We start from the raw sequence: 25934 nt of genomic DNA, 5'->3' as shown, positions 1-25934 counted from the left end.
TTAGAATCTAATACTGAAGTAGAGAAGTCTAATTTAAGATAACTATCAAATACTCTTTCTATCTCATTCATATTAGAACCTATCTTTAGTTCTAATACATCTAACATATTATTAAGTACATCTCTTAGTTCAATTAATTGAGGATTAGAAGGTAACTTAAGTATTCTTACACTTAAGTTACCTTCTTCTATAGTCTTAGCTACATTTAATGCTTCACTTACAGCTTCACTGTCTTTGGATAAAGAGGTTTTAGTTTTATCCATAGCTATATTAATAACATTAGATATAACTCCTAGTTCATCTTTAGATCTAGTATCTAGTTTAGGTATGTTTATAGCTTTTTCATGGTTTATAACTGCAAAGGTATCTATTAGAGTAGCTTGTATATTTCTTACTCTTTTTATGAAGGCTTTGTTTATGTAAAAATAAAATAAAAAAATTATAACAACGATGGCTATGATAGAAGATATAACTATAAAAACAACTAGGGAGTATAGGTCTTTTAATACTTCGTTTTTAGGAACTGCCATTAAGGCATTCCACTTGATATTAAAAGGTGGTATAATAAAGGTTTGTGAAACAAGCGCTCTTTTCATACCTCTAAAATCCAAAGTAGTAGACACATCTTTAGAATCTAGTATATTATCTATGACTTCTTTTTTAAACTCACTTGTATTATTTATATCAGATAAATTTTTCCCTCTATATTGGCCCAAAGTATCTGCTATGATCACTCCACTTCTATCAATCATATATCTATCTACATCTTCATATATGATATCACCTACTGAATGAGATAGGGCTTCTTGTATGAAGTCTAAATCTAGTCTTTGTTGGATTAAGCCTACCACCTTACCGTGTTTGAAGATGGGAAAGTTTGCTGAGATGGTGTAGATATTTTTTCCATTAATATTTCTTAAAGTTGGTACCCCAAGGACTGGTTTAGCACTTTTAAAAGCAAGCTCTGGAGGTCTTGAAGACATGATGATGCGCTCAACGGTTGCTTTATCAAGCATGCTTACTCTATCTGTATCTTGAAAAGACCCTATAAAGATACCATCTTTACTTATGCTATCTCCGCCATTTAAATTTAAATATATACCGCTAAATGCTATAGTTTTGCTGACACTATTTATCGAATATGCTTCTTGTTTTAAGGTATCTATACTAATATTTTCATTAGCATCTAGCATCATACCTATCTTGGAAGCACTTGCAATGCCAAGTGATATAGCATCTCTCATCTGAAAGTTAATGTAGTTTCCTATGCTAGTAGCCCTTGAAGCCATTATATTTTCTGCGCCTTTTAGCATACTTTTTTGTATATTCATAATAACTGCAAATATAAGTAATGCAACAACAATTATAATTATTCCAGCTATATTTAAAGCTATCTTTAGTCCTATCCTTTTTGAAAATACGCTGTTTGTCAAAACATCATCCTTATAAAAATCTAATCTTAATTATTAAGAATGCTTGACACTTTAGCGTTTTTTTTTTTTTTGTAAAATGCGCGTGAAAGTGATAATCTAATATCTTAAAAACTTATATTTTTATGGAATCTAGATTCTATAAGTAGGTTTTAGATTTTTAAAAAGTAGCTAGATTTATTAGTGGCTTTTTAGGAGGACCTCGCACTTTTGTTTCTAGCAAAACGAAGTTTCCTTGAAAGCCTAAGCTTCCTTGAAAACGAAGCTTCCCTAAAAAAAGCGCAAGTACTACTGTTTACTTTTTTTATGATTTTTGCCACCACGAAACGGGCGAGAATGCCACAGGCCTTAAACAATTATAATTATTGAAAATACAGATAGCTGCCTGTTAAAAATGATAAATTATAGATGGCAAGCTAAAAGACTGCCATATCTTTTAAAGCTAGCAAATCTTTTAGCCTTATCTATCAAAGTGAAGTATCATCTAGATTGATATGGCAGTAGCCAGTAGGATTTTTCTCTAAGTACTTTTGATGATACTCTTCTGCTTTATAAAAGTTTTCTAAGGCTATGATTTCTACTCTAAAAGGCCTGCTGTGATGCTGCTGAAAGCCTTCAACTATCTCTTTTACACTAGCTAAAGTGACTTCACTAGTACTATAGATGCCACTTCTATACTGAGAGCCTATGTCATTACCTTGTTTGTTAAGCACGAAGGGATCTATGATCTTAAAAAAGTGCCTTAGGGTTAGTAAAAGATTAGTGTGAGTTAGCTTGACGCACTCACTAGCACTAGATCTATGTCTACAAACATCTTTATAAGTAGGATTAGGGATATTACTATTTGCATAGCCTACTTCAGATTCTAAGATAAAAGGTAGTTTGTCAAAGTAGGCTTGTACTCCCCAAAAACATCCACCAGCTAAATATATCACTTCCATAACACACCTCTCAGTTATAATTTATAAATCTATTAGCAAGGATTCTAATGCAAAAAAGTATTTTAGGCATAGTCATTTTTATACTCATAGGATTTGGAGTTAGTTTTTTGCTTGGATGGGTGTTTGGAGTGAACTTTTCTCTTGGGGCATTAGGCTTTATCTTTATAGTGATAGCTTCTTTTAAAGGTATGCAAGCAAAGTCAAAAGCCAAGATTAAAAACGCTAAAGATATAGCTAATCTCGAAGCACTTTCTAAAAATGACTTAGATAAAAAAGATGACAAAAAGCAAGAAAAAGAGCTACTTAAGGCCTTAGATACTTCAAAGTTTTCCTTAGGAGTTGAACTAAGTTTTTCTCTTTTTAGAATCCTAGCTTATATCTTTATCGTCGCTTCTATAGTTATCTTACAAATTTTTGGCATCTTTCATGCAGTAGGGTATATAGCAGGCATCTCTTTTATCGTAGTTATCTTAATCATAGCCTACATAGTAAAGCTAAGCATTAAAGCTTGATTCATGTCAAAAGTAGGGATACTTGGCATGGTTATACTTGCCTTGCCCTTAAGATCAGTTTTAAGATCTAGGCATATATAAAGGAAATAAATGATAAGTCAAGAATCTATTAATATCATAAAATCAACAGTACCAGCTATCAAGCAAAACGGCGAAACTCTAACTAGAGAGTTTTATAGAGATATGTTTGAAAGATATCCAGAAGTAAAACCTATGTTTAGTACAGAAAAGCAAAAAAGTGGCCATCAGCCTAAAGCTCTAGCTAATGCTATCTTAGCAGCTGCTCAAAACATAGATAATCTAGAAAAGATACTTCCAACAGTAGAAAAGATAGGAAAAGTGCATGTTAATGTAAACGTAAAACCTGAGCACTACCCTATAGTTGGCGAGTGTCTTTTGAAGGCTATAAAAACAGTTATGAAAGATGATGCAACTCCTGAAGTTTTAAAGGCTTGGGAAGAGGCTTATACTGAGTTAGCTAAGATTTTTATAGGTGTAGAAGATAGAATCTACAAAGAAGAAAAGTAGTTTTAAGTACCATTACAAGCTATCTTAAGATTAAAGTTAGTAGTTTTTAAAATATGAAAGATTATAGATTCTAAACTAGTTTTAGAATCTATAAAATTTTTTAAAGATCATGCCTTGTTTGCATCTTGACTTTTATAAAAAGTCTAGGCATAATCTCTCCTTTATTTAATTTAGCATATTTTGTTTGTCGGGGTGTAGCGCAGTCTGGTTAGCGCACTTGGTTTGGGACCAAGGGGTCGAAGGTTCGAATCCTTTCACCCCGACCATTTTTTTATGATGGTGGGTGTAGCTCAGTTGGTTAGAGCGTCGGATTGTGGATCCGAAGGTCGTGGGTTCAAGCCCCATCTCCCACCCCATTTATGTTTGCGTCCATAGCTCAATTGGATAGAGCACCAGACTTCGGATCTGGGGGTTATGGGTTCGACTCCCTTTGGGCGTACCACTATAACCCCTTAGCTCCAAAGTCAAAATTATCACGCGCTCATAGCTCAGCTGGATAGAGCAACGGCCTTCTAAGCCGTAGGTCAGAGGTTCGAATCCTCTTGGGCGTACCACTTTAATAACTTCAAACTAAACATTAAAAACTTACCTTTATTTTAAGCATTTATCTAGCACTCATCATTTTCTAATCTTTATAGTATTAATTGCCATGTACTTTTGATATCTTAAAGATGATTATAGAATCTAGAATATATTTACTTACCTTATAGATAAATCCTTATGAGTTAGCATTTTATCTAGTGCCACATCCTTCATAATCCCTACAAAAATGTTACAATTTAAATTACCTCTTTAAAAAGCAAGGACTTTTATAATGCAAGGACTTTTACAACTAAAGAAGCTCATATGACTAAACCCTTTAACATAGTCATATTAATCAGTGGAACAGGGAGTAATGCCTTAAATCTAATAGAGCACTTTCATAATAAAACTATCTTTGATAAAAAAGTCATAATCAAAAAAGTTATAAGTAATAATCCTAGTGCAAAAGGACTTTTTAAAGCGCAAGAAAAAGGAGTAGATACCTTTGTGCTTAATCATAAAGACTTTATAAAAAGAGAGGACTTTGATAGTGTTTTGGCTAGCTTAGTTTTAAAAGAAAGTCCTAATCTAGTCTTGCTAGCAGGCTTTATGAGAGTTTTAAGTGAGGCTTTTTTAAGTAAGTTAGATATCCCCATACTAAACATACATCCTTCATACCTACCTTTACACAAGGGTGCACATGCCATAAAAGATAGTTTTAATGATAGTAATGACTTTGGTGGTGTAAGCGTGCACTATGTGAGTAAGGAACTAGATTCTGGCACTATACTTTTGCAAGAAAAGATTAAAAAAGCTTGTGATATAGAAAGTTTTGAAAAAGATATACATACCTTAGAGTATAAGCTTTATGTAGAAGCGGTTTTAAAAGTGCTTAAAGGAAGCTAGTTTGCATAAGATTATAACGCTAGAAAACTTGCTAGATATACTAAAAACTCAAGCCCTTGGTTTTGTTATATCTTTATGCTTGTTTTTTTGTGTGTTGCTACTTTTTGAAGTGTTTAGTAAGGGTAGGATTATAAATCTTAGGCTTTTGATAGCTTGGATTATAAGTGCTATCTTGATGCTTTTGTTTTTGTATAAGTCTGAAGAGTATAGCAAGGTTATAACTATCAATACTGAGATAGTCTTGTTTGTAGTTAGTTTTGTCATCTTAGTAGTGTTTTATATATATGAGTTAGTGGCTACTAAACCTAAAAAGAAGAGATCTAAGAAGCGTTATGGAAAACATCAGTGGTGGGTTAGTATCGTAGGCTATATAGTCTTACTAGCTTTTTGTTTTCTAGGCTCTGTGCTTTTATATGTAGTAGGGATAGTTTACTATCTTTGATAGTGTAGATATATAAAGAAGCTAGATTCTATAAGTTTATAGAATCTAGTTTTTATAAAGTTTTTTTATATAGTGCTTATTTATCTTTATTTTCTAAAGCAGCACCTCCACCTACTATATAGCCTAGTTTAACTTTACCATTACCAACTTTAAAGGCTTGCACAAAGTCAAGGTTGGCTGAGTAGTCAGGCTTTGAAGTTTTTAGAGTTTGGCTATCTGCTTTTGCACTAGCACTAGCTTCTAGTCCTATGGTGCTAGTGTTATTAGTACTAAAAATACCAGTTCCTAGTTTTAAGTTTGCATTAGGACTTACTTTAGGGCTAGCTTGATTTGAAGTAGGACTTGAAGTATTATTAATACTTACGCCTGTTCCAACTCCTACTATGACTTTAGGGCCACTTATATCATAGCTATTAGACTTGTCTATATTGTGTGCCTCGCTTGCTATAGCTAGGCTGCTAAGAACTAGGCTAATGCTTATTAGTATGTTTTTCATCATGGTAAATCCTTGCATTAAGGTAAAGTTATATTTTACTATAGTTTTGATTTGTCAGGCTTGGCCTTTGAGAGTTTGGTATTATAAATAGGGTAAAAATGCTTATAAATAGGATAAATAGTTAAAATTTATTTAACTATTTAGATTCTAAGTTTAGTCACCAAAGTAGTAAGCATAACTTAGTGTTATATCACTACCTGGAAGTAAAGAATCTGGATTAACAAAGTAGTATTGAAACTCTGCTGATACGCTTTGGTTGTTTTTTATAAAGTTTATAACACCAAACTTAGCAGTTGGCATGATGCTAGCTGGCTCATTAACTTCATTTGGCTTTTTATTAAGGTTGCCTCTACCGGCATTATTGTTACTATCAAGACTTCTTACAGATATACCAGTTCCTAGCAAGTAGCCTATCTTTGCAGTTCCATCACCTACATCAAAAAGCTGCATGAAAGTAAGGGATATAAAGTACTGTGGGGCATAGGTTGTAACAGAGGTTAGATTACTAGCACCAACTCCACCCATAGCCATAAAACCTACATAGCTAAATGTTCCAGGTGCAAAGTAAGCACCTCCTATCTTTAGATTCATATCTAGGCCAGCAGATGAGGGGGAGTTTGGATTTTTAGAGACATTTATACTGCTTCCTACTCCAGCACTAAGCACTAGTTTTAGACCATCAAGTGGATAAGGGCTTTTAGCCTTTGTGCTAACTGGAGCTATAAATCTATCATCATCATCATTAATATCATTTAAAGCTAGGTTTTTTGAGTTTGTAAGGTGGGATTTAGTAGTGCTTTTTCTTGTGTTAGATTCTATCCTTGTGCTAGATGTTTTTTTTATGCCTACATGTTGCCTTTTTTGGGGATATCTTTTTACAGTGGTAGTTTTTTTAACTGTGGAAACACCTTCAGTCCTAGTCTCTTTGGCCAAACCAAGACTACTTAGAGTAAGAATCATACTGAAAGCTATAGCGGTATGTTTTATCATAACGAGACCCTTTAATATTAAATATAACTAATACTAGATGCTAGACTTTGTCACTATTGTACACGTCTTCTCAAAATGCTTTATCCTTTTACCATAAAGTTGATACGCGTTAATGAATGTATTTTTTGCCTTTGAGATCCTATAGTATTTTGAAAACTCTATAGTTAACCTACACTTGCCCTTGAAAGCCCATCTTTAAGCTTTACAGCAACCTTTCATGGGTATAATCTAGTTCAAAATATCACAAGGCTTATTAAGATCGATGAAACACACAAGATACATATTTGTAACCGGAGGAGTTTTAAGCTCTCTTGGAAAGGGCATAACTTCTTCTTCTATAGGAACACTTTTAAAGCATGCTGGCTTTAGTGTATCCATACTTAAAATAGATCCCTATTTAAACATAGATCCTGGGACTATGAGTCCACTTGAACATGGCGAAGTTTTTGTAACTAAAGATGGCGCAGAAACTGATCTTGACATAGGGCACTATGAAAGGTTTTTGGATACGTCTTTTATAAAAGAGAACAACTTTACAACTGGGCAAGTTTATCTTTCAGTTATAGAAAAAGAAAGAAAGGGTAACTACTTAGGTAAAACTATACAGATAGTGCCTCATATCACAGATGAGATAAAACATAGGATAAAGTCTGCAAGTAAGGGCAAAGACTTCTTGATAGTAGAGCTTGGCGGCACAGTAGGTGATATAGAGGGCATGCCTTTTTTAGAATCTATAAGACAGCTAAAACATGAACTAGGTGATGATGCTATAAGTTTACATGTAACCTTAGTTCCTTTGATACATACTGCTGGTGGTGAGGTTAAAACTAAGCCAACCCAACATAGCGTTCAAGAGTTACGCCGTATAGGTATAAGTCCTCAGATAATAGTTGCAAGATGTGAAAAGGCCCTAGATTCTGAGATCAAAAAAAAGATAGCACTTTCTTGTGATGTATCCCATGTTATAAGCGCGTGGGATGCAGCTAGTATCTATCAGTGCCCGATTAATTTTATGCAAGAAAACATACTTGATGCTATAGCACAAAGCTTTCATATGCCTACTTTTAAAAGCGATATAAGCGAGTGGGACTTGCTAGTTAAAAAGATACTTAGCCCTACAAAAAGCGTAACTATTGGCTTTGTTGGTAAGTATCTAAGTTTAAAAGAATCTTATAAGTCTTTGATTGAAGCACTAACTCATGCTGGAGCTAATCTAGATACTAAGATAAATATACAGTTTATAGATTCTGAAAAACTAACTGATAGTAATATAGATGTACTTGATGGTGTAGATGCTATCTTGGTGCCAGGTGGTTTTGGAGAAAGAGGTGTAGAGGGCAAGCTTAGGGCTATACACTATGCAAGAACTAAAGATGTAGTTTTTCTTGGGATTTGCCTTGGTATGCAGCTGGCCATGATAGAGTTTGCAAGGAGTGTTTTAAAGTTAAAAGATGCAAATTCAAGTGAGTTTGATCCTAATACTGCTAATAAAATCATATATCTCATAGAAGAGTTTTTAGACAAAGAGGGCAAACATCAGTTTAGAACTCACAACTCTCCACTTGGAGGCACTATGCGTTTAGGTGAGTATGAGTGTGAGTTAAAACCAGGATCTAAGCTTGCTAAAGCTTATCTAAATCCAAAAGAGCCAGTCTTTGAAAGACATCGTCATAGATATGAGGCTAACCCCATATTTAAAGATAGGTTTGAAAAAGAAGGTCTTATAGTTAGTGGAAGTTGTAATGGACTTATAGAAGCTATAGAGCTAGAAAACCATAAATGGTTTGTAGGGGTGCAGTTTCACCCAGAGTTTACAAGTCGCTTGCAGAATCCTAATCACGTAATTTTAGAGTTTGTAAAACAGGCATTACTTAACAAACGCGTTTAAAAGGTTTAATACATGGATAACAATATTAAACCTTCAAAAACAAGCTTAAACAACGAAACTTTTTTAAACAAAAACTCTCACCACCAACCTACCTTCTTAGATGAAGCACCAACTTTTAAGCATATAAACGATTTAAAAAAGATTCTAGATAGCAGGGTAGAGTCTTTTGAGATAGACCATATCTCTAAGATTCCAAATCATCATGAGATGAAAAACGTAAAAGAGGCCTCTAAACTTGTAGCAGAGTATATAAGAGATGATAAGCACATAATGATAGCTGGTGACTATGATGCAGATGGAATCTGTGCTAGTGCTATTATGCTTGATTTTTTTAAGTACATTGGCTATAAAAATGTAAGCTTTAGCATACCTAATCGCTTTAAGCATGGCTATGGCTTTTCAGAGGCTTTATTTTTAGAAGAGCTTGAGAAAAATCCAGATATAGCCCTTATCATAACAGTTGATAATGGCGTATCAAGCTTTGAAGCTGGTGAGCTTTGTGCTAGTAAAAATATAAGATTTATAATCACAGATCATCATACTTTACATCAAGATGAAGATGGTAATGAGCTAATACCACCATGTGACTTTTTAATAAACCCTAAGCAAGCAGCTTGTCACTTTCCTTATGAAGAAGTGTGTGGATCGCTAGTTGCATGGTACTTTACAAGAGGTATAGCAAGCAGCCTAGATATAAAACTAGAAGCTTGGCAAAGATCTAGTTTAGTGTTTTTAGTAGGCGTTTCTATCATCTCAGATGTTATGCCACTTCATGCTTTAAATCACACCATATGTAACTACGCTATAAAGAGTTTTCATCATCAAAAAAGACCTTGCCTTGAGACTTTCAAAAAAGGCTTTTATATATCAAAGGCAGATTCTACGATGTTTGGTTTTAAACTAGCCCCACTTTTAAACTCAGCTGGTAGGATGGATGATGGTAAAGTGGCTTTAAAGTTTTTGCTAGCTAGTGATGAAAAAGAGGCCTATTACTACTTTAAGATTCTAAAAGACCTTAATCAAAAAAGAAAAATCTTACAAGAAGAAGTCTTTCAAGAGGCTTGTGAGACTATGGTAGAAACATCTAATCTCATAATGGCAGTTGGCAAAGACTGGCATGAAGGAGTTATAGGTATAGTCGCAGGAAGACTAGCAGATAAGTATAAAAAGCCAGCTTTTGTTCTAACTAAGTCTAAGATTGAAGACTATAAAGGCAGTGGTAGAAGCTTTGAAAATGTAGACTTGATAGCAAGTGTGCAAAAACTTTCTCACTTACTAAACCGTTTTGGTGGGCACACAGGCGCAGTAGGGCTTGCTTTAAAGTTTGAAAATATACAGCCTTTTATAGATGGCTTTGAGCCAATTTATTTTGAAAACAAACCAGAGCTTAGCATCACAGGTAAGATCTCTCACACTCTTATAAATATGAACACTTTGAGGCTTTTAGATAAGTATGAACCTTATGGTAACTCTAATGCCATGCCTATATTTTACGCTGAGCTTTATGTAAAATCTTTCATCCTTAAAAATAAGTTCATAGAGTTTGTTTTATACAAAGGGGATATAGAGTTTAAAGCTATGATGTTTGGCGTAGAACAAAAGCCTAAAGAGCTTGAAGTTGGCGATATCTTGAGATTTAGCTTTACTTTAAATCAAGATAGCTTTAATGAAAACAAAGTCGTACTTTTTATCAATAAACTTTTTTAATGCCTTTTGTAAGAAGACTATTAGAGATAACTGCGCCTTGTAAAGCAAGCTTGTTTTTATCTAGGCTTTATGGGAGCAACGAAGCCCAAAAGATACTTGATAGAGGAAGATTCTATCAAAATGGAGTGAGTATCAAAAAAGGCATGGAGCTAAAAGAGGGAAATGCTTTTATACTAGAGTTTGAACCAAAAGATCTTTTTATCTTACCTTTTAGTGAGGGGAGATTTACTAGAAGTAAAGATCCTATAAAAGTAGGTCTAGAAGAAGAGGTTAGTAAAGAGATAAATTTTATAATCTATAACAAACCAGCTAATCTTTTAACCCATCCTAAGAAGCTAGATTCCACACCTAGTATGCTAGATCAAGTTAAGTTTGATAACTTAGAAGCTAACCTTGCTCATAGGCTAGATTATGAAACAAGTGGGCTTTTACTTTGTGGTAAAGATAAACAAAGTGAGATCTATTTAAAAAATCTCTTCCAAGAAGATAGAATCTATAAAGAGTATGTAGCCCTAGTTAGAGGTAAGCTTACTAAGGCTTTTATCATTAATAAAGCTATCACTAATAGGGCACATAGTGGGGATTTGTGTGTTAGAGGGAGGGCTTGTGAGGGCGAGGTGTTAAGGTTTGATCCTTGTGAGTACACTAAAGAAGAGCTTTATGAACTAGCTAAGAATCTAAAATTAAAACATGAAGCAAACACAAAAGGGGCACTAACTATAGTCTATCCACTAAAGGTCACTAACTTTTTCACAAAAGTGCTTTTAATCCCCCTAACAGGCAGAACTCATCAACTTAGAATCCATCTAGATTCCATAAAACATAAGATTATAAACGACCCACTTTATGGCGTAAGTAATGAAGAAGCTAGAATCTATCTTGACGCAAAAGAAAGCTATCTCACAACCAATACCAAGCCTAACTTTAGGCTTATGCTCCATGCTTATAAGCTTAAGTTTGAAGGCTTAGAGTTTTGTGCCAAAGAGGACTTTTAAGTTAGCATTTATAAAACTATAAGTTTAAAGTTATATAATTATAGTTCGTGTAAAAAACACACATACTTTCCTAATAGGTTGAGCTTTAAGAGATTAGGGCTTTAAAAAGTATGGAGGAAAAAACCTTATATAAAGTTACAAGGAGACAATATGGTAACGATGAAAGACTTACTAGAGTGCGGCGTACATTTTGGCCATCAAACAAGAAGATGGAATCCAAAAATGAAAAAATACATCTTTGGTGTTAGAAAAAATATACACATCATAGACTTACAAAAAACCCTAAGATATTTTAGATACATATATAATGTAGTAAGAGATGCTTCAGCACAGGGCAAAAGCATAATGTTTGTAGGAACTAAAAAACAAGCTAGTGATACTATAAAAGAGTATGCTGAAAAAGTTGGCGCTCCTTATGTGAACTATCGCTGGTTAGGTGGGATGCTTACAAACTTTAGTACTATCAAAAAGTCAGTTAGAAAACTAGAAGCCATAGAAGCTATGGAAGCAAGCGGTCAAATAGAGCTTTTAACCAAGAAAGAAAGACTAATGATAGAGCGCAAAAAAGACAAACTAACTAAGTATCTAGGTGGTGTTAGACACATGAAAGCTGCGCCTGATATGATTTTAGTAATAGACGTAGTAAAAGAAAAAATCGCAGTTGCTGAAGCTAGAAGATTAGGTATGCCTGTAATTGCCTTACTTGATACAAATTGTGATCCTGATGTAGTTGACTTTCCAGTACCAGGTAATGATGATGCTATACGTTCAATCCAACTTTTCTGCAAAGAAATGAGTGATGCTATCATAGAAGGCAGAGAGATGAGTGATGAAAAAGCACCACAAGAAGAAGTTAGCGAAGTTGAAAGTGCTGCTGAAGAAAAAGAAGTAGCAAAAGAAGAAGAGACTTTAGTTTTAGACGCTATAGAAGAAAAACCACTTTAATAAAGGAAGATGGATGGAAATTAGTGCAAAATTAGTAAAAGAGTTAAGAGATAAAACAGATGCTGGGATCATGGAGTGCAAAGGCGCTTTAAAAGAGGCTAGTGGAGACATAGAACAAGCAATAGAGATCTTACGCAAAAAAGGCTTAAGTAAGGCTGGTAAGAAAGGTGATAGAGTAGCAAGTGAAGGTGTTATAGCCATGAAGATAGCACCAGATTTCAAAAAAGCTACCTTAATAGAGTTAAACTCAGAAACTGACTTTGTTGCAAAAAATGATGGCTTTAAAGATCTAGTTAATAAAACGCTAGATTTAGTATTTGAAAATGCCATAGATGATGTTAGTAAACTTGCTAGTCTTAAGATAGAAGGCATGAGTTATGAAGAGTATCTAAAAAGTAAAATTGCAACCATTGGTGAAAACATAGTTGTAAGAAGACTAAGAACTTTTACTTGCTCAGCAGATGAGATAGTAAATGGTTATGTGCATCATAACTTTAAACTAGGTGCGCTTATAAAGATACAGTCTCCAAAGGCTAACGAGCTAGTAGAAGTGGCAAAAGGTGTAGCTATGCACGCTGCTACTATGAAGCCAAGTTATCTTTGCCCAAAATGTGTTAGTGATGAAGTTATAGCTAAAGAAACTGAGATAGCAAAAGAGCTTTTAGCAAAAGAAGGAAAGCCAGAGAGTATGTGGGATAAAATCCTTCCTGGGAAAATTGCTAAATTCTACGAAGAAGTGACTTTGCTAAAACAAAAGTACATCCTAGATGATAAAAAAAGCATAGAAGCTTTTGTAAATGACTCTGCAAAAGCCCTTCAAACTACTGCTAGCATAGTTGATTTTGTAAGATTTGAACTAGGTGAAGGTATAGAGAAAAAAGTTGATAACTTTGCTGAAGAAGTAGCAGCACAGATGAAATAGGCTTTTATCACTTATATTTTTCCCCTTACACAATCTTAAATACTCTTAGAATCTTTAAACTAGATTCTAAGTTTTAAAGTTATAAAATCCCAAAACAGATCTTTTTAACTGCTATAGAAAAAAACTACTGTAAGTGTAAATAAGTTCAATTTTTGTTTACCGAAACTGCATTAATCCTTTCTTAATTAGTACTTTTTATCAAGATATTTTCTTAAATTATCTTTTTTGATCATTATTTTTCTTTTTAAAAAGTAAATTTTTTTATTCTCTTTTATAATATCACTAAGACTATCTTGCATGGGTAAGTTTAAAGGAGTTATTTTTTATATTTACACATTGTGTTAACAAAACAATTTCATGCGGGGTCTAATGGTCTATGCTTTTTATAAAATGCTAAAATGGCAAGATATTTACTTTAGGAGTAATCAAAATGAAAAAAACAGTAATCTCTGCAGTGTTAAGTGTTATAGCTTGTAGTGCACTAGCTTTTGGGGCTAACTCTTCTGACATGCATGCTGATAAATCAATGGATATGCACGCTCACCACAAATCTATGGACAAAAAAATGGACAAACATATGTCTATGGGTAAAACCATGGAAATGGATGGTCTAAAAATTAAAGAAATAGATGGACTAGCATCTCCAGAAAGCGTGTTTGTATCCAAACATCACGTATATGTAACTAATGTTGGAAAATTTGCCCCTATAGCAAAAGATGGCGATGGGTTTGTAAGTCTACTTGACCACCATGGTAACGTTATACAAAAAAAATGGATAACTGGACTAGATGGCCCAAAAGGTATGAACATGATAGGCGATACACTTTACATGGTAGATGTTGGTGTTATCAGAGGCTTTAATGTAAAAACTAAAAAAGAAGTTTTCAAACTTCCAGTTAAAGGTTCAATCTTCTTAAATGATATAGCTGTTGAAAACGATCACACTTTACTAGTTAGTGATACAGGTACTGGCCTTATCTTAAAAGTAGATGTTAAAACTAAAAAGTACAGCACTCTAGTTAAGATAGACCCTGCTCTTGGCGGACCAAATGGACTAGTGCTAGATGGTGATGAGCTTTATATAGCTGGTTATGATGCAAGTGGTAAAAACGCAGCCAACCTTATGAAGTACAACATGAAAACTAAAAAACTTGAAGTATTTAGCGGTGTTAAAGGCGAGCTAGATGGTCTTCAAAAAGAACCAAGCGGAAGCTTCCTAGTAAGCGACTGGAATGGTCTAAATTTCACTTCTACTGATGGAAAACTTTACAGAGTACAAGCTGATGGAAGCTATAAAGAGATACCTCTACCAGTAAAACTTAGAGCTCCTGCTGACATATTCTTACATAATGGTGTGCTTTGGATACCAGAAATGCTAGGCAATAAAGTATTAAGAATAGAAGGCATAGAACACAAATAGTTTTTATAAAAACTATGTCTTAGCATTACTAAGCCCTTTTAGGGCTTGCCCACTCATCTAATCAAAACTTTTTTAAATATCAAATATAAACCTTATCTTTAAAGTAGTTTTCATGGATAGCAAAGATTAAAACCTGGCATAACTAAGATTCCTAAAAACCAAGATAAGCCCATATAAGCCCATATAAGCCATAGAAATATAGTAAGCAAGATAAATGCAAACAAAGTAAAGATAAGCAGTGTAAAAAAAGACTACAGTGTAAAATTTTATGAATTAAAAAATATTTTTAAAGACTTATAGAATCTATTTGCCACTAGATTCTATAAGTCTTTTTAAAAATGGCTATATTAAACTTAAATAAAAAATAGTTTATGTTTCATAAGTAGCCTTATCCTTTGAGTAGCCTACTCATACCGCCTACTTTATATCTCCAGTAAGCTTCTATAATATTACGTTTTAAGAGCATAGGTCCTTTGCCTATATAAAGTTTTTTTGGATCAGCACCTACGCCTATAGCAAAGTCTTCTCCTAGAGAGCATATCATACCTTTAGAGATAAACTTAAACTCATTTAAGCTCTTGCCCTCTATTATATTAGTAAACTCCCTAGCAAGATATTTTCCTTGCTGTATGGCAAGTTGTGCAGTTGGAGGAAGCGGTTTATCATTATCATCTTTTACAAAAGAGCAGTCTCCAACTATAAAGATGTGATTAAACCTAGGTGCATTGAGTGTTTTAGTAACTGCCACCCTGTTTCTAGCACTTTCTAGGATGGGAGAGTTGCCTATGACTGCATTACCCTTTACGCCAACTAACCAGATAGCAAGGTCAGTTTTTATACTAACTTCACTCCCTTTGTAATCACAAGTTATAGAATCTTGTTTTATCTCTAAGATCTTATGGTCAGTTTTAAGTATAACACCAAGTTCATCTAGTCTTTTTTTTGCTACATTGATTAGCTCTTTTGGGAAGGCGGCTATGATATCTGGCATAGCCTCTATGCAGTAGATATTAACACTATCTTTTGGTAATTTTTTATCTTCACATACTTTTTGGGCTAGAGATGAGACTAACTCAACCCCACTAAATCCACCGCCACATATTGCTATATCTACCTTTTCACCCTTACTAGTCTTAGTAGTAAGCAAGCTTGCTATACGTTCTTTTATGGCTAAGGCTTCTTTGTAGTTCCCACAAGTTAGTGAGTTTGTATCAGCACCTTTTATATTAAAAAACTCACTATTAAATCCAAGTCCTACTATTAACTTATCAAAACCAAAGCTAGAATTTTTAGTTATAACTTCGTTTTGTTTTATCTCTGTGACCGTGTCTACTACTAGTTCTACTTCTTTAGGCAGTGCCTTTTTTAGTTCGACTGTGGCGTTTTTGTCCATATTGCCAACTGCTACTTCATGTAGTAGTACTGAAAAGTAATGATAAGGATTGTTAGTTATAAGCTTTATTTGAGCTTTTTTTAACATCTCATGGCTTAGTGACTTTAAGAAAGATAGACTTGCATATCCAGCCCCTAATACGACAATTTTTAGTTTATCATTTTCCATAATTCCCTCTTTTCGCCTGCGGCGTATATTTAGATTTGTGGTAAGCCCTTTGATTTTAGCAAGATAAAAAGGATAATTTAGTAAAATAACGCCTGCAAGTTATTTTAATTTTTACAAAAGATAAAAGATTGATATGTTAGTAGTCAAATCCAAGCATGAGTTAGTATCCACATTAAAGCGCCTTAAAACAGGCTCTAAAACCTTAGGCTTTACTCCAACTATGGGTGCGCTTCATTTAGGACATGAAAGCCTTATAAGACAAAGCAAGAAAGATAATGATATAAGTGTGGTTTCTATCTTTGTAAATCCTACACAGTTTTTACCACATGAAGATTTAAGCAAGTATCCAAGACCTATAGAATCTGATTTAAAGATATGTGAAAGTCTTGGGGTTGATGTAGTGTTTTTGCCTAGCGTAGAAGAGATGTATGAAAAAGATTCTATAAAAGTTAGCGCTCCTAAGTTCATGGGCTATGTTTTTGAAGGCTTTTTGCGTCCTGGTCACTTTGATGGCGTTTTAAGTATAGTTTTAAAGTTTTTTAACCTAGTTCTTCCAACCAATGCTTACTTTGGCAAAAAAGACGCCCAACAGCTTTTGATGATAGAAAAGATGGTAAAAGATCTAAACTTATCTATAAATGTAGTTGGCATGCCTTTAATTAGAGATAAAGATAACCTTGCTTTTAGTTCAAGGAATGTCTACTTAAGTAATGAAGGAAGAAAAAAAGCCCTTTGTCTTTCAAGCGCACTTTTTAGCATAGAAGATAAGATTAAAAATGGCATAAAAGATGTAAGCTTGCTTAAAAAAGAAGCCTTAAAATCTTTATGGGATGTTGAGGTTGAATACTTTGAATTTGTAGATAGAGAGCTACACATAACAACTAAACTAGAAGATTCTATACTTATAGCGGTTATAAGAGTTGAAAACATCAGACTTTTAGATAATCTTTGGATAAGTGATATCGTTCATGAAGGAAAGTGCATTTGAAAAATACTGCCTTAAAATACATACTAGTAATGATGTGCCTTATAGTTACCTTAAGTGCTAAGTACAACTCTTTAAATGAGGCTTTAAAAAATGGTACCTCACGAGGTGAGGCTATGCTTTATGGTAACTATATGAAGCTTTTTAGTGGGCAAGCTGGTTTTTATAATGACAACAACGTTGGCACAAAAACTTTCTTAGGTAATAACGCCTATGTGCTAAGCTCAGTGGGGCTTGGCTACACTTCAGGCTTTTTTTATAATGTAAGGGCTGCTATATCTTTTATGGCATTACAGAGTTTTTATAACTCAGGACTTGGGGCAAGGAAGGACTTTTCAAGCGATAGCACTGTTATGCTAGGACCAAGCTTTTTGGAGTACTTTGATGGTGATACAGCTATAAAAGCTGGACGTTTTATGCCTCTTAATCCTTTTATAAACCACCTAATAGATGGTATATGGGTTAGAAATGCTTCATTTAACAACCTCTTGCTTGAAGGGATTTATGCTAAAAGTTTTGGGCAAGTTTCTTACTATCAAATACAACCTTTTCAAGACCTAGGGCGTTTTGGGCTTTATAACCTAGGTGCTAGATATTATCTAAGTGATTCACAAAATGACATCAAAAACTCTAGTTATGTCTATGGTTTTTGGTTTTACTCTCCATCTATTTTCAATATGTTTGGTGCAAGGATTCACGCCTTTACTAGGTTTAATAACTCTAGTTTTTATGTGGGGTTAGATTCTGGTATAGCTGCTAGTATGAAGCCTAGTTTTAGCTCTCCTGGTTTTGATAGCTACTTAGCTGATGTAAAACTAGCTACTGGCTTTAAGTGGATAGATTTTTCCCTAGGTTATGCAAGAAATGGAAAAAATGGCCTTGCTAGTCTTAATCTTTTAGGGATAGGAAACTCAGTTCATAGCGGTTTTGAACAAAGTCTTAATAACGTCTTGCCATTTTTTATATGGGGAGGACGTGCTTTTAAAAATGGAAGTAATGCTAACTTATTTTATGGAGTAGGGCAGGTTAAAGCCTTCTCAGATAAGCTTTCTTTATATCTAGTTTATGGCTCTACTTTTTTTGACTATGTGACTAATAGCGTCTCTAAACAGTATGTGCAAAATGAGTTGGATTTAATGGTTGATATGCAAATAGTTAGCAATGTAGGCTTTATCTTATATCTAAGTAGCACTCACTTAAGTAAATCGCCTTTACCTAATACCTTTGAAGCAACAGGCGGTATAAGACTTAGTTTTTAAAACTTACTTCTTTAGATTAGAATCTAAAGAAGTGTTTAAAGCTTTATCTTTCCAGCACTTAGGATATAAGCTAGCAGACGCACATAGGTTAGATTCCTATTCCAGTGTTTTAAAGATTCCTTACACTTTTTAAGATAGATACTTTTTCCATCTTTTATGTTAAATCTATCTTCTAATATATTTATAGACTTAAGATTTTCACTCATCCTAAAAGCTATCTTATAAGCATACTTATTGGACTTTAAAGCATTGTTTTTAGAAAGTTCTAAAAGCGTATTTCCTATATAAGTCATATCATCTTTTTTCTTTTCAAGGCTAGCCTCTGAAGTAGCTTTTGTTATGGAGCTTGGGTTTAAGCAGTAGTTATAAAGTCTTTTATCTATGCCTATGTAAGATTTTGCGAGTAAAGATATAACATAAAACATAAGCATGTCTTCAGCCATGCTTAAAGGTCTATTTATAGACTTTAAAACTTCCATACTTTTAAGAACTAAAGATCTTTTATAAGCCTTATCCCAGAGCGTAAACTTTGGAAAGTGATAGCTTTTTAAAAAGAAGTTAAAGGCTATTTGCTCATCTTTAAGAGGGCCCTTATTAAAAGCAGTTGGCAGGATATAGCGAGTTTTATGTAGCAATAAATCTTTTTTATTAACCCTAGTAGTTTTTGAAAGAATGAAGTTTGACTTAAAGTTTATGATATCAATATCATCTATATCTTTTTTTAACTTTAGTGTATTTAAAGCTATATTTTTTAGCACTTCACAAGCATCTAGTTCCAAAAAGTCATCAGAATCTACAAATAATATATATCTTCCAACTGCATTTTTTACACCTTCAAGTCTTGTGTGAAAAGTGCCCAAGTTTTTTAAGTTAGAAACTATTTTTATACGAGTATCTTTACTAGCATAACCTTTAGCTATCTCTATACTTTTATCACTCCCACAGTCATCAACTATTATTATTTCTATATCTTTTAAGGTTTGGTTTATACAAGATTCTAAGCAACGCGCTATATATTTTTCTACGTTAAAAACAGGGATGATTATGGAGATAAAAGGAGGCAAAACTTATAAATCCACCCTATACATAAAAGCCTTGCTTAAAGAGAAGTGATCTATGTTATCTAAGTTTACATTAGAGGGCACACCTTGGGCTATCCTAGTAAACTTTAAGTTTAAGTGAGAAAGTTTATCTTGTAAGTGAGTTATTAAAACATCACTGCTTAAAGAGGGTGAAAAAGCAAAGATTATCTCTTCGATCTTTTCTTCATTTATACGTTTTATTAAGCTTTCAAAGTCAAAGTCTTTTATAGATTCTAAAACGCAGTACCTACCAAAAAACTCTTTTAAGCCTTCTATTAAGAGGATATCTTTTGGATGACTTACTATGCAAAGCTTGCCATTACTTCTTAAAGAATCTATGCATATATGACAGATCTCTCCTTCTGAGAGGCCTCCACAGATACTGCATTTACTAGTAGAGCGCACAGCTTCATTAATACTTTCAGCTATATTTAAACCTAAAGCTATATCATCTATGCAGAGAGTATAAGCCATCTTTAGCGCACTTTTTTTACCTATGCTAGGCAGTTTGCTTAGGGCATCTACTAGATTTGAAAAAGAGGTTAGTTGTTTATCCATGGGCGTCATTTTATCAAAAAAGACCTCTTTTTTGATAAAATCTAAGGTTTAATAAAACCATATATTAAGGAAGGCAATGTCTTTAGAGGCTAGTTATTATGAGATATTAGAAGTAGAGCAAGATTGCGACGAGCAAGCCTTAAAGAAAAGTTATCGTAAGTTGGCATTACAGTATCATCCAGATAGAAACAAAGATGAAGATGCTGAAGAAAGATTTAAGCTTATAAATGAAGCTTACGCAGTTTTGAGTGACCCAGAAAAAAGAACTCTTTATGATAGATATGGTAAAGAAGGAGTTAGTCAAGGAGGTGGGTTTAGTTCATCACAAGGTGGCTTTGGGTCTATATTTGAAGATATATTTGGCGACTTTTTTGGTGCTTTTGGTGGTGCTTCTAGCCAGAAAAAAGAAAGACTTTTATTTGAACCAGACTTGCTTATAGAGCTTGATGTAAGTTTTAAAGACGCAGTTTTTGGAGCTAAAAAAACTATAAAACATAAGTATAAAAGCTACTGTAAGGCCTGTCTTGGCACAGGTGCAAAAGATGGCAAGCTTAAGACTTGTCCAACTTGCCAAGGAAGGGGTGTTGTCTTTGCTAGAAATGGCTTTTTACAGTTTCAACAAACTTGTAGTACTTGTGGTGGAAGCGGGCAGATTCCATCTGCTAAGTGTTCTAAGTGTCATGGAGAAGGCTTTGAAGTCTTAGAAGAAAACTTAGAGATAAGTATAAAAGCTGGAGTTGACACTGGTAATCAACTAGTTTATAGAGGCAAAGGTAATTGCATAAAAGAAGGTGTAAGAGGCGATTTATACCTGCAAGTAAAAGTAGCTGACGATGAGCACTTTATAAGGCATGGAAGTGATATTTACTTACAAGTGCCAGTTTTTTTTACCACTGTAGTTTTGGGTGGAAGTATAAAGATTCCATCTTTGCGCGGTGAGCTAGAATTAAAAGTGCCTCAAGGCGCACAAAATGGCCAGCAGATAGTTTTTAGAGGAGAAGGAGTGCCTGATGTTCACACAGGAGCTAAAGGTAGGCTTGTAGCTGAGCTAAAAGTTAATTATCCAAAAAGTTTAAGTGAAGAGCAAAAAGAGCTAGTCTTAAAGCTTCAAAGTAGTTTTAATGAAACCACTAGCAAGCCTTATCAGTCAAGTTTTAAGAAGGCTTTTAAAAAGTTTTCTGACTGGGTGAAAAGGTGACTGTTTGGCACTAAGAAACAAGATAGTGGGTAAAAAGTGTTAGATTTTATAAGCTTATAGAATCTAACTAGTGCTTAATAAAAACTTTACTTTTTAAGTTTTTTAAAGTTCTTTTTATCACTAAGATCTTGGATAAGCACAGGCAAGGCTATAAGAACACCACAGATTATGATTAAAGCTAGACCTAAACTTTGATAGAGGTTTGGTAGCTTATCTCCTAAAAAGATGCCTATTATCATACTCCATATGATTCTAAGATAGGTTATAGGAGAGACTATGGCAGGGCTTGTAAACATGTAAGACTTAGTCATAAGCCACTGGGCTAATGTGCCTGAGATTCCAACAAAGATGATAATAAGCCACATGGTGCTATGAGGCATCATAAGTCCTGAGATTAAGTCATCATGCACCCCAAAAAGAGGCAGGATAAAAACTCCAAAAAGACCAACTAAACTCATAATTATCCCATACCATAAAACTATACTCTCACTTTTAAAGTAGCCATCCATGCTTTTTAATGTAAAAAAGGCAAAAGCCCCACTTAAGGCCCCTAAGACTCCTAAAATAATGTTTAATAAAGGTATGTTCCCATGGAAGGGATCACTAATTAATAAGATTCCAAGAAAACCTAAAATAGTTGCAAAGATAACTATAGGTCTAGGCTTATTTTTTGTAAAAAGTGCAAAAAGTGTTATATATAAAGGTGTGCTAAGCAAGAAGGCTACAGCTATACCTAGAGGTATGGTTATATAGTTATAAAAGCCTAAAGACATAGATATGGCCCCAAAAAGAGAGCGTATTAAAAGCTTACTTAGGCCACCTTTTTTTTTAGATCTTAAGGCATCTCTTAAGGAAGTAAACATTAAAAATATATCCTTATGGATATTGGTTAAAACTATGCCAATAAAAACTATGATAACCATAGTTATGGCTCTAAAAAAGATGCTTTCCATAGAAGACATATTAAGCTGGCCTAGGATTTTTATTAAGCCATTCATAATTGCAAAAAATATGGTTGCAAGAGCCATAAGCAAAACACCTTTTAACGTATCTGACACCTAGTAGTCCTTACTTTTAGCCATGCTAGCTTTTAGATTCTTGAGTGTTTTCGCAGGTAGTTTTTGTGAGTATTAGTTTATTAATCCTATTGTCTTCTGTGCTTAATACCTCGTACTCACAGTACTCATCACTTATCTTATCGCCCTTACTTGGCATACTTCCAAAAAGCGATAAGACATATCCTCCTATAGTGACTTGCTCTTTATCTTCATAGTCTACTCCTAAGGTTTCTTGTAAGTCATCTAGCTCATAAGTTCCTTCTAGCTCATAAGAGTTTTCATCTATCTTTTTTATGTGATTTTCATCTGTGTCATCATAGATACTGCCCATAACTTCTTGCAATATATCTTCAGTAGTTAAAATCCCAGCAGTACCACCGTACTCATCTACAACTAGGGCAGTGTAAACTCTTTTTTCATGCATTTTAACTATGGCTTTAGAGATTGAGATGTTTTCTGAGATAACTAGCATTTTCACAGCTATAGAATCTAGATTTTGCACCTTGTTTTGAAGTGCTAGGCTAAGCAAACTTCTAATGTGTATGATCCCTATGATTTTATCTTTACTGCCATCGCAATATGGGAATCTTGTGTGTTTGCTATTTTTAACTATCTCTAAGTTCTCTTCTAAAGTCTTAGTTTTATCAAGACAAACCATATCTTTTCTAGGAGTCATTATCTCTTTGGCTAAGGTATCTGAAAAGTCAACTGCGTTTTTAATAATCTCAGATTCTATAGAATCTAAGTGCCCTTCTTTTAGGCTTTCACCAACGATGATTTTAAGTTCTTCATCGCTATGGGCATCACTAGTGCCTTTTACTTTTAAAAGCCTTAAGACTAGGTTGGAGATGATGTTAAAAAACTTTATAACGGGAAAAAAGACAAAGTGGAAAGCATAAAGTGGCTTAGCTATGGCAAGGACAGATTCTTCACTTTTTGCTATGGCAACTGACTTTGGCACTATCTCGCCTAATATGACATGAAGTAGGGTTACTATGATAAAAGAGAGTATAAGGCTTGCTATGCTTAAGGCTTGAGGGTCATTAGTAAAGAGTGAAAATCCAGCAAAGATTAACCTTCCTATTTTTTCTCCAACCCATCCTAGTCCTATGGAGGCTAAAGTGATGCCAAGTTGTGTGGCTGAAAGGTAGCTATCTAAAGATTTTGAGATTTTTAGTGCAAGTTTAGCATTACGCGCTTTAAGCTTTACTAGCTCTTCTAATCTTGACTTTCTAATTTTAACTATAGAGAATTCTGATAATACAAAAAATGCATTTAATAAAACCAACAGTATGGCTAAGATAACGACACCAACCGAGTGATATGGGTCCAAGTTAGAACTCCTTAAAGTTTTTTACATAAGATAAAAATGTAATGTGTCTATTTTAACATTTAACATTAATAATATACAAAGATATTAAGTGTAATGTTATCATTACTTAAAACAAGGAGTGTTATAAATGGGTACTAAAATCACAGCTAAAGCTTTACAAGCTAAGAAAAATGTAGAACAAATAGTGTGTATAACAGCGTATGATGCCTTGTTTGCGAACATTTTTGACAAACATGTAGATTTGATACTAATTGGCGATAGTTTAAATATGAGCTTTAATAATGAAAGTGATACTTTGACCATAGGTATGGATGAGATGATATATCACTCACGTGCAGTTTGCAGGGGGGCTAGTCAGGCTTATATAGTGGCTGATATGCCTTTTGGGTCTTATGGTAGTGTAAAGCAAGCTGTAAAAAATGCAACAAGATTCTATAAAGAAACCAAAGTAGATGCTATAAAACTTGAAGGTGGCAGTGAAGTAGCCCCTATCATAAAAGCTATAGTTGATAGAGGGATATCAGTAGTTGGTCATATAGGTCTTATGCCTCAAATGGCTAGAAGTGAGGGAGGCTTTCACGTTCAAGGCAAGGATGAAAAGTCTTTACAAAAGATATTTGATGATGCTTTAGATGTGCAAAAGGCAGGAGCTATGGCCTTAGTTTTAGAAGGCACTGTAGCAAACTTGGCCAAAGACTTACAACGTGAGCTTAAAATCCCAGTTATAGGCATAGGCGCGGGTAATGAGTGTGATGGGCAAATACTAGTTTGGAGTGATGCTTTTGGCTTTTTTACTAACTTTAAGCCTAAGTTTGTAAGACGCTTTTTAAATGGTGCTGAGCTAGTAGAAGACGCACTTAAAAACTATGTCAAATCAGTAAAAACAAAAGAGTTTCCAGATTCTAAAGAAACTTATCTATGATAGAATCACAAATTAACAATATCAAAATACATACAAGGGGTCTTAATGGAAGAAGTTTTTAATAAAGCAGATTCAAAACAAGATACATTAAACTCACAATTCCAGTTAAACATAGATTCTATTATGAAGATCTTACCTCATAGATATCCTATGCTTTTAGTAGATAGAGTTACTGAAATCATCCCAAATGAAAGCATAAAAGCTTATAAAAACATAACTATCAACGAAGAAGTCTTTTTGGGTCACTTTCCAAAAGAGCCAATTTATCCTGGCGTGATGCAAGTTGAAGGTATGGCACAAGCTGGTGGAATCTTAGCTTTTGTAAGCACTTGGGGGTTAGATCAAGGGCTAAGTGATGACAAGATAGTTTATTTCATGACTATGGATAATGTTAAGTTTAGAATCCCAGTTAGACCAGGTGATAGACTTTGCTATGAGATGCGTGTTTTAAAACATAGAAGTAATATATGGAAGCTTGAAGGTAAGGCTTTTGTAGATGGGAATCTTGCCAGTCAAGCAGAGTTGCAAGCTATGGTAGTTGATAGGCATACGAAATGATAGCTAGTACTGCCATTATAAAACCAGGTGCAAAGATAGGTAAAAACGTAGAGATAGGCGACTTTTGTGTCATAGGTGAAAATGTAGTTATAGGCGATAACACTAAGCTTTATAACAACGTAACCTTACTGGGTCATACAACATTAGGTCAAGGTAATACTATCTTTCCTTATGCAGTCTTAGGCACTCCCCCTCAAGATCTAAAATATCAAGGTGAGCTTACTACTTTGGTCTTAGGTGATAATAATCTAGTAAGAGAACACTGTATGTTTAACCCAGGAACTCTTGGAGGCGGTGGAAAAACAGTCATAGGTAGTAATAATTTATTTATGGCTTATGTTCATATAGCGCATGACTGTATAGTGGGTAACAATAATATCTTGGCTAATAATGCAACACTTGGTGGTCATATAGTTATAGAAAACAACGTAAACATAGGCGGCATGACACCAATTCACCAGTTTGTAAAAATAGGCGAAGGCGCTATGATAGCTGGAGCTAGTGCTTTAGCACAAGATATACCCCCTTACTGTTTAGCAGAGGGTAATAGAGCAAAGATAGTAGGGCTTAATAAATTTAGAATGAGAAAGATTTTAAGTCGTGAAGATATAGATTCTATAAGCACGCTTTATAAAAAACTTTTTAGCGGTAAGCAAAGCTTGCAAGAAGTAGCAACCCTAGAGTTAGAAACTAATCCTATAGATGAGATAAAGCATATTTGTAACTTTATCTTGGAATCTACACGTGGGATACCATTTAAAAGAGGAGAGCTATAA

General features: G+C 34.2%; 25 protein-coding genes and 4 tRNA genes. 20 read left to right on the top strand and 9 right to left on the bottom strand.

Translation table 11 applies throughout. The annotated features are described in order from the left end of the window. Together BKH43_RS06925 and msrA are read right to left on the bottom strand one after the other, a co-directional pair. Positions 1-1433, bottom strand: a 1433-nt coding sequence (locus tag BKH43_RS06925) for a cache domain-containing protein (RefSeq protein WP_143429050.1), incomplete at its 3' end; no start/stop codon positions are given. A gap of 464 nt (positions 1434-1897) precedes the next feature. Beyond that, positions 1898-2371: a peptide-methionine (S)-S-oxide reductase MsrA gene (gene msrA / locus BKH43_RS06920; RefSeq protein WP_095229968.1), complete on the bottom strand. Its 474-nt coding sequence runs from the start codon at positions 2369-2371 to the stop codon at positions 1898-1900. A gap of 47 nt (positions 2372-2418) precedes the next feature. Here msrA and BKH43_RS06915 point away from each other — a divergent pair, with 47 nt between their 5' ends. From BKH43_RS06915 to BKH43_RS06880, 8 genes are all read left to right on the top strand, one after another. Further along, positions 2419-2883, top strand: a complete 465-nt coding sequence (locus BKH43_RS06915) for a hypothetical protein (protein WP_095229967.1) — start codon at positions 2419-2421, stop codon at positions 2881-2883. 93 nt (positions 2884-2976) lie between these two features. Continuing rightward, positions 2977-3411 (top strand): globin domain-containing protein, encoded by a 435-nt coding sequence (locus tag BKH43_RS06910; RefSeq protein ID WP_172402342.1) that lies wholly within the window; start codon positions 2977-2979, stop codon positions 3409-3411. Positions 3412-3599: 188 nt separating this feature from the next. After that, positions 3600-3677: transfer RNA gene (locus tag BKH43_RS06905), tRNA-Pro, on the top strand. A 13-nt stretch (positions 3678-3690) separates the two neighbouring features. Next, a tRNA-His gene (locus tag BKH43_RS06900) sits at positions 3691-3767 on the top strand. Positions 3768-3776: 9 nt separating this feature from the next. Further along, a tRNA-Arg gene (locus BKH43_RS06895) sits at positions 3777-3853 on the top strand. Between the two features lie 35 nt (positions 3854-3888). Continuing rightward, positions 3889-3965 (top strand) — tRNA-Arg (locus BKH43_RS06890). 292 nt (positions 3966-4257) lie between these two features. Then, positions 4258-4839, top strand: a complete 582-nt coding sequence (gene purN / locus BKH43_RS06885) for a phosphoribosylglycinamide formyltransferase (protein ID WP_095229963.1) — start codon at positions 4258-4260, stop codon at positions 4837-4839. Between the two features lies 1 nt (position 4840). Next, positions 4841-5281, top strand: coding sequence for a hypothetical protein (locus BKH43_RS06880; protein ID WP_095229961.1), 441 nt, complete (start codon positions 4841-4843; stop codon positions 5279-5281). Between the two features lie 76 nt (positions 5282-5357). On the opposite strand, the gene BKH43_RS06875 is transcribed toward BKH43_RS06880, so the two are convergent. Beyond that, positions 5358-5777, bottom strand: coding sequence for a hypothetical protein (locus tag BKH43_RS06875; protein WP_143429049.1), 420 nt, complete (start codon positions 5775-5777; stop codon positions 5358-5360). Between the two features lie 153 nt (positions 5778-5930). Then, a complete protein-coding gene (locus tag BKH43_RS06870) occupies positions 5931-6767 on the bottom strand; it encodes a hypothetical protein (RefSeq protein ID WP_095229957.1) in 837 nt (278 codons plus the stop codon). A 262-nt stretch (positions 6768-7029) separates the two neighbouring features. On the opposite strand from BKH43_RS06870, the gene pyrG reads away from it, so the two are divergent. The 6 genes from pyrG to BKH43_RS06840 all read left to right on the top strand — a co-directional run bounded on the left by pyrG (position 7030) and on the right by BKH43_RS06840 (position 14644). Further along, entirely contained in the window at positions 7030-8655 is a 1626-nt protein-coding gene (pyrG, locus tag BKH43_RS06865) for a CTP synthase (glutamine hydrolyzing) (protein WP_095229955.1), read from the top strand. A gap of 12 nt (positions 8656-8667) precedes the next feature. Then, entirely contained in the window at positions 8668-10362 is a 1695-nt protein-coding gene (locus BKH43_RS06860) for a DHH family phosphoesterase (RefSeq protein WP_095229953.1), read from the top strand. Further along, on the top strand, positions 10362-11357 hold the full coding sequence (locus BKH43_RS06855; RefSeq protein WP_095229951.1) for an RluA family pseudouridine synthase: 996 nt from the start codon (positions 10362-10364) through the stop codon (positions 11355-11357). Before BKH43_RS06860 ends, BKH43_RS06855 begins: the two co-directional genes overlap by 1 nt. Positions 11358-11507: 150 nt before the next feature. After that, positions 11508-12302, top strand: a complete 795-nt coding sequence (gene rpsB, locus BKH43_RS06850) for a 30S ribosomal protein S2 (RefSeq protein WP_095229949.1) — start codon at positions 11508-11510, stop codon at positions 12300-12302. A gap of 13 nt (positions 12303-12315) precedes the next feature. Next, the gene (tsf, locus tag BKH43_RS06845; protein WP_095229947.1) at positions 12316-13224 is read left to right on the top strand and encodes a translation elongation factor Ts; all 909 of its coding nucleotides are present in this window, start codon (positions 12316-12318) and stop codon (positions 13222-13224) included. A 553-nt stretch (positions 13225-13777) separates the two neighbouring features. Then, complete coding sequence (locus BKH43_RS06840; RefSeq protein ID WP_095229973.1) at positions 13778-14644, top strand: ATP-binding protein; 867 nt, start codon at positions 13778-13780, stop codon at positions 14642-14644. A 388-nt stretch (positions 14645-15032) separates the two neighbouring features. Here the strand turns inward: BKH43_RS06840 and BKH43_RS06835 are convergent, their stop codons facing one another. After that, a complete protein-coding gene (locus BKH43_RS06835) occupies positions 15033-16205 on the bottom strand; it encodes an NAD(P)/FAD-dependent oxidoreductase (protein ID WP_095229945.1) in 1173 nt (390 codons plus the stop codon). Positions 16206-16338: 133 nt separating this feature from the next. On the opposite strand from BKH43_RS06835, the gene panC reads away from it, so the two are divergent. Then, positions 16339-17193 carry a pantoate--beta-alanine ligase gene (gene panC / locus BKH43_RS06830; RefSeq protein WP_095229943.1) on the top strand — a complete coding sequence of 285 codons (855 nt, stop codon included), beginning with the start codon at positions 16339-16341 and terminating at the stop codon, positions 17191-17193. Beyond that, positions 17190-18449: a hypothetical protein gene (locus BKH43_RS06825; protein WP_095229941.1), complete on the top strand. Its 1260-nt coding sequence runs from the start codon at positions 17190-17192 to the stop codon at positions 18447-18449. Before panC ends, BKH43_RS06825 begins: the two co-directional genes overlap by 4 nt. Before the next feature lie 35 nt (positions 18450-18484). On the opposite strand, the gene BKH43_RS06820 is transcribed toward BKH43_RS06825, so the two are convergent. Further along, positions 18485-19513, bottom strand: a complete 1029-nt coding sequence (locus BKH43_RS06820; protein ID WP_253248070.1) for a glycosyltransferase family 2 protein — start codon at positions 19511-19513, stop codon at positions 18485-18487. Between the two features lie 3 nt (positions 19514-19516). Beyond that, positions 19517-20089, bottom strand: a complete 573-nt coding sequence (recR, locus tag BKH43_RS06815) for a recombination mediator RecR (RefSeq protein ID WP_095229939.1) — start codon at positions 20087-20089, stop codon at positions 19517-19519. Between the two features lie 76 nt (positions 20090-20165). On the opposite strand from recR, the gene dnaJ reads away from it, so the two are divergent. Then, the gene (dnaJ, locus tag BKH43_RS06810; RefSeq protein WP_095229937.1) at positions 20166-21287 is read left to right on the top strand and encodes a molecular chaperone DnaJ; all 1122 of its coding nucleotides are present in this window, start codon (positions 20166-20168) and stop codon (positions 21285-21287) included. A gap of 86 nt (positions 21288-21373) precedes the next feature. On the opposite strand, the gene BKH43_RS06805 is transcribed toward dnaJ, so the two are convergent. Both BKH43_RS06805 and BKH43_RS06800 read right to left on the bottom strand, forming a co-directional pair. Next, positions 21374-22345 carry a DMT family transporter gene (locus BKH43_RS06805; protein ID WP_095229935.1) on the bottom strand — a complete coding sequence of 324 codons (972 nt, stop codon included), beginning with the start codon at positions 22343-22345 and terminating at the stop codon, positions 21374-21376. 25 nt (positions 22346-22370) lie between these two features. Beyond that, a complete protein-coding gene (locus BKH43_RS06800) occupies positions 22371-23678 on the bottom strand; it encodes a hemolysin family protein (RefSeq protein WP_095229933.1) in 1308 nt (435 codons plus the stop codon). Between the two features lie 127 nt (positions 23679-23805). Between BKH43_RS06800 and panB the strand changes: the two genes are divergently transcribed. From panB to lpxA, 3 genes are read left to right on the top strand one after another with little or no spacing between them, the layout of a single operon-like run. After that, positions 23806-24600 carry a 3-methyl-2-oxobutanoate hydroxymethyltransferase gene (panB, locus tag BKH43_RS06795; RefSeq protein ID WP_095229931.1) on the top strand — a complete coding sequence of 265 codons (795 nt, stop codon included), beginning with the start codon at positions 23806-23808 and terminating at the stop codon, positions 24598-24600. Between the two features lie 45 nt (positions 24601-24645). Further along, the gene (gene fabZ / locus BKH43_RS06790) at positions 24646-25158 is read left to right on the top strand and encodes a 3-hydroxyacyl-ACP dehydratase FabZ (protein WP_095229929.1); all 513 of its coding nucleotides are present in this window, start codon (positions 24646-24648) and stop codon (positions 25156-25158) included. Further along, positions 25155-25934, top strand: a complete 780-nt coding sequence (lpxA, locus tag BKH43_RS06785) for an acyl-ACP--UDP-N-acetylglucosamine O-acyltransferase (protein WP_095229927.1) — start codon at positions 25155-25157, stop codon at positions 25932-25934. Before fabZ ends, lpxA begins: the two co-directional genes overlap by 4 nt.

The organism is Helicobacter sp. 13S00401-1 (assembly GCF_002272925.1).
In the GTDB taxonomy this organism is placed as follows: domain Bacteria; phylum Campylobacterota; class Campylobacteria; order Campylobacterales; family Helicobacteraceae; genus Helicobacter_I.
This window is presented reverse-complemented; position numbering and strand designations above follow the sequence as displayed.

What these genes read in the sequence shown, in the direction of transcription:
- BKH43_RS06835 (WP_095229945.1), bottom strand. Translation starts at nt 16,205, where the DNA reads ATGGAAAATGATAAACTAAAAATTGTCGTATTAGGGGCTGGATATGCA.
- panB (WP_095229931.1), top strand. Translation starts at nt 23,806, where the DNA reads ATGGGTACTAAAATCACAGCTAAAGCTTTACAAGCTAAGAAAAATGTA.
- panC (WP_095229943.1), top strand. Translation starts at nt 16,339, where the DNA reads ATGTTAGTAGTCAAATCCAAGCATGAGTTAGTATCCACATTAAAGCGC.
- lpxA (WP_095229927.1), top strand. Translation starts at nt 25,155, where the DNA reads ATGATAGCTAGTACTGCCATTATAAAACCAGGTGCAAAGATAGGTAAA.
- BKH43_RS06915 (WP_095229967.1), top strand. Translation starts at nt 2,419, where the DNA reads ATGCAAAAAAGTATTTTAGGCATAGTCATTTTTATACTCATAGGATTT.
- BKH43_RS06860 (WP_095229953.1), top strand. Translation starts at nt 8,668, where the DNA reads ATGGATAACAATATTAAACCTTCAAAAACAAGCTTAAACAACGAAACT.
- BKH43_RS06870 (WP_095229957.1), bottom strand. Translation starts at nt 6,767, where the DNA reads ATGATAAAACATACCGCTATAGCTTTCAGTATGATTCTTACTCTAAGT.
- BKH43_RS06840 (WP_095229973.1), top strand. Translation starts at nt 13,778, where the DNA reads ATGGACAAAAAAATGGACAAACATATGTCTATGGGTAAAACCATGGAA.
- pyrG (WP_095229955.1), top strand. Translation starts at nt 7,030, where the DNA reads ATGAAACACACAAGATACATATTTGTAACCGGAGGAGTTTTAAGCTCT.
- fabZ (WP_095229929.1), top strand. Translation starts at nt 24,646, where the DNA reads ATGGAAGAAGTTTTTAATAAAGCAGATTCAAAACAAGATACATTAAAC.
- recR (WP_095229939.1), bottom strand. Translation starts at nt 20,089, where the DNA reads ATGGATAAACAACTAACCTCTTTTTCAAATCTAGTAGATGCCCTAAGC.
- purN (WP_095229963.1), top strand. Translation starts at nt 4,258, where the DNA reads ATGACTAAACCCTTTAACATAGTCATATTAATCAGTGGAACAGGGAGT.
- msrA (WP_095229968.1), bottom strand. Translation starts at nt 2,371, where the DNA reads ATGGAAGTGATATATTTAGCTGGTGGATGTTTTTGGGGAGTACAAGCC.
- tsf (WP_095229947.1), top strand. Translation starts at nt 12,316, where the DNA reads ATGGAAATTAGTGCAAAATTAGTAAAAGAGTTAAGAGATAAAACAGAT.
- rpsB (WP_095229949.1), top strand. Translation starts at nt 11,508, where the DNA reads ATGGTAACGATGAAAGACTTACTAGAGTGCGGCGTACATTTTGGCCAT.
- dnaJ (WP_095229937.1), top strand. Translation starts at nt 20,166, where the DNA reads ATGTCTTTAGAGGCTAGTTATTATGAGATATTAGAAGTAGAGCAAGAT.
- BKH43_RS06855 (WP_095229951.1), top strand. Translation starts at nt 10,362, where the DNA reads ATGCCTTTTGTAAGAAGACTATTAGAGATAACTGCGCCTTGTAAAGCA.
- BKH43_RS06875 (WP_143429049.1), bottom strand. Translation starts at nt 5,777, where the DNA reads ATGAAAAACATACTAATAAGCATTAGCCTAGTTCTTAGCAGCCTAGCT.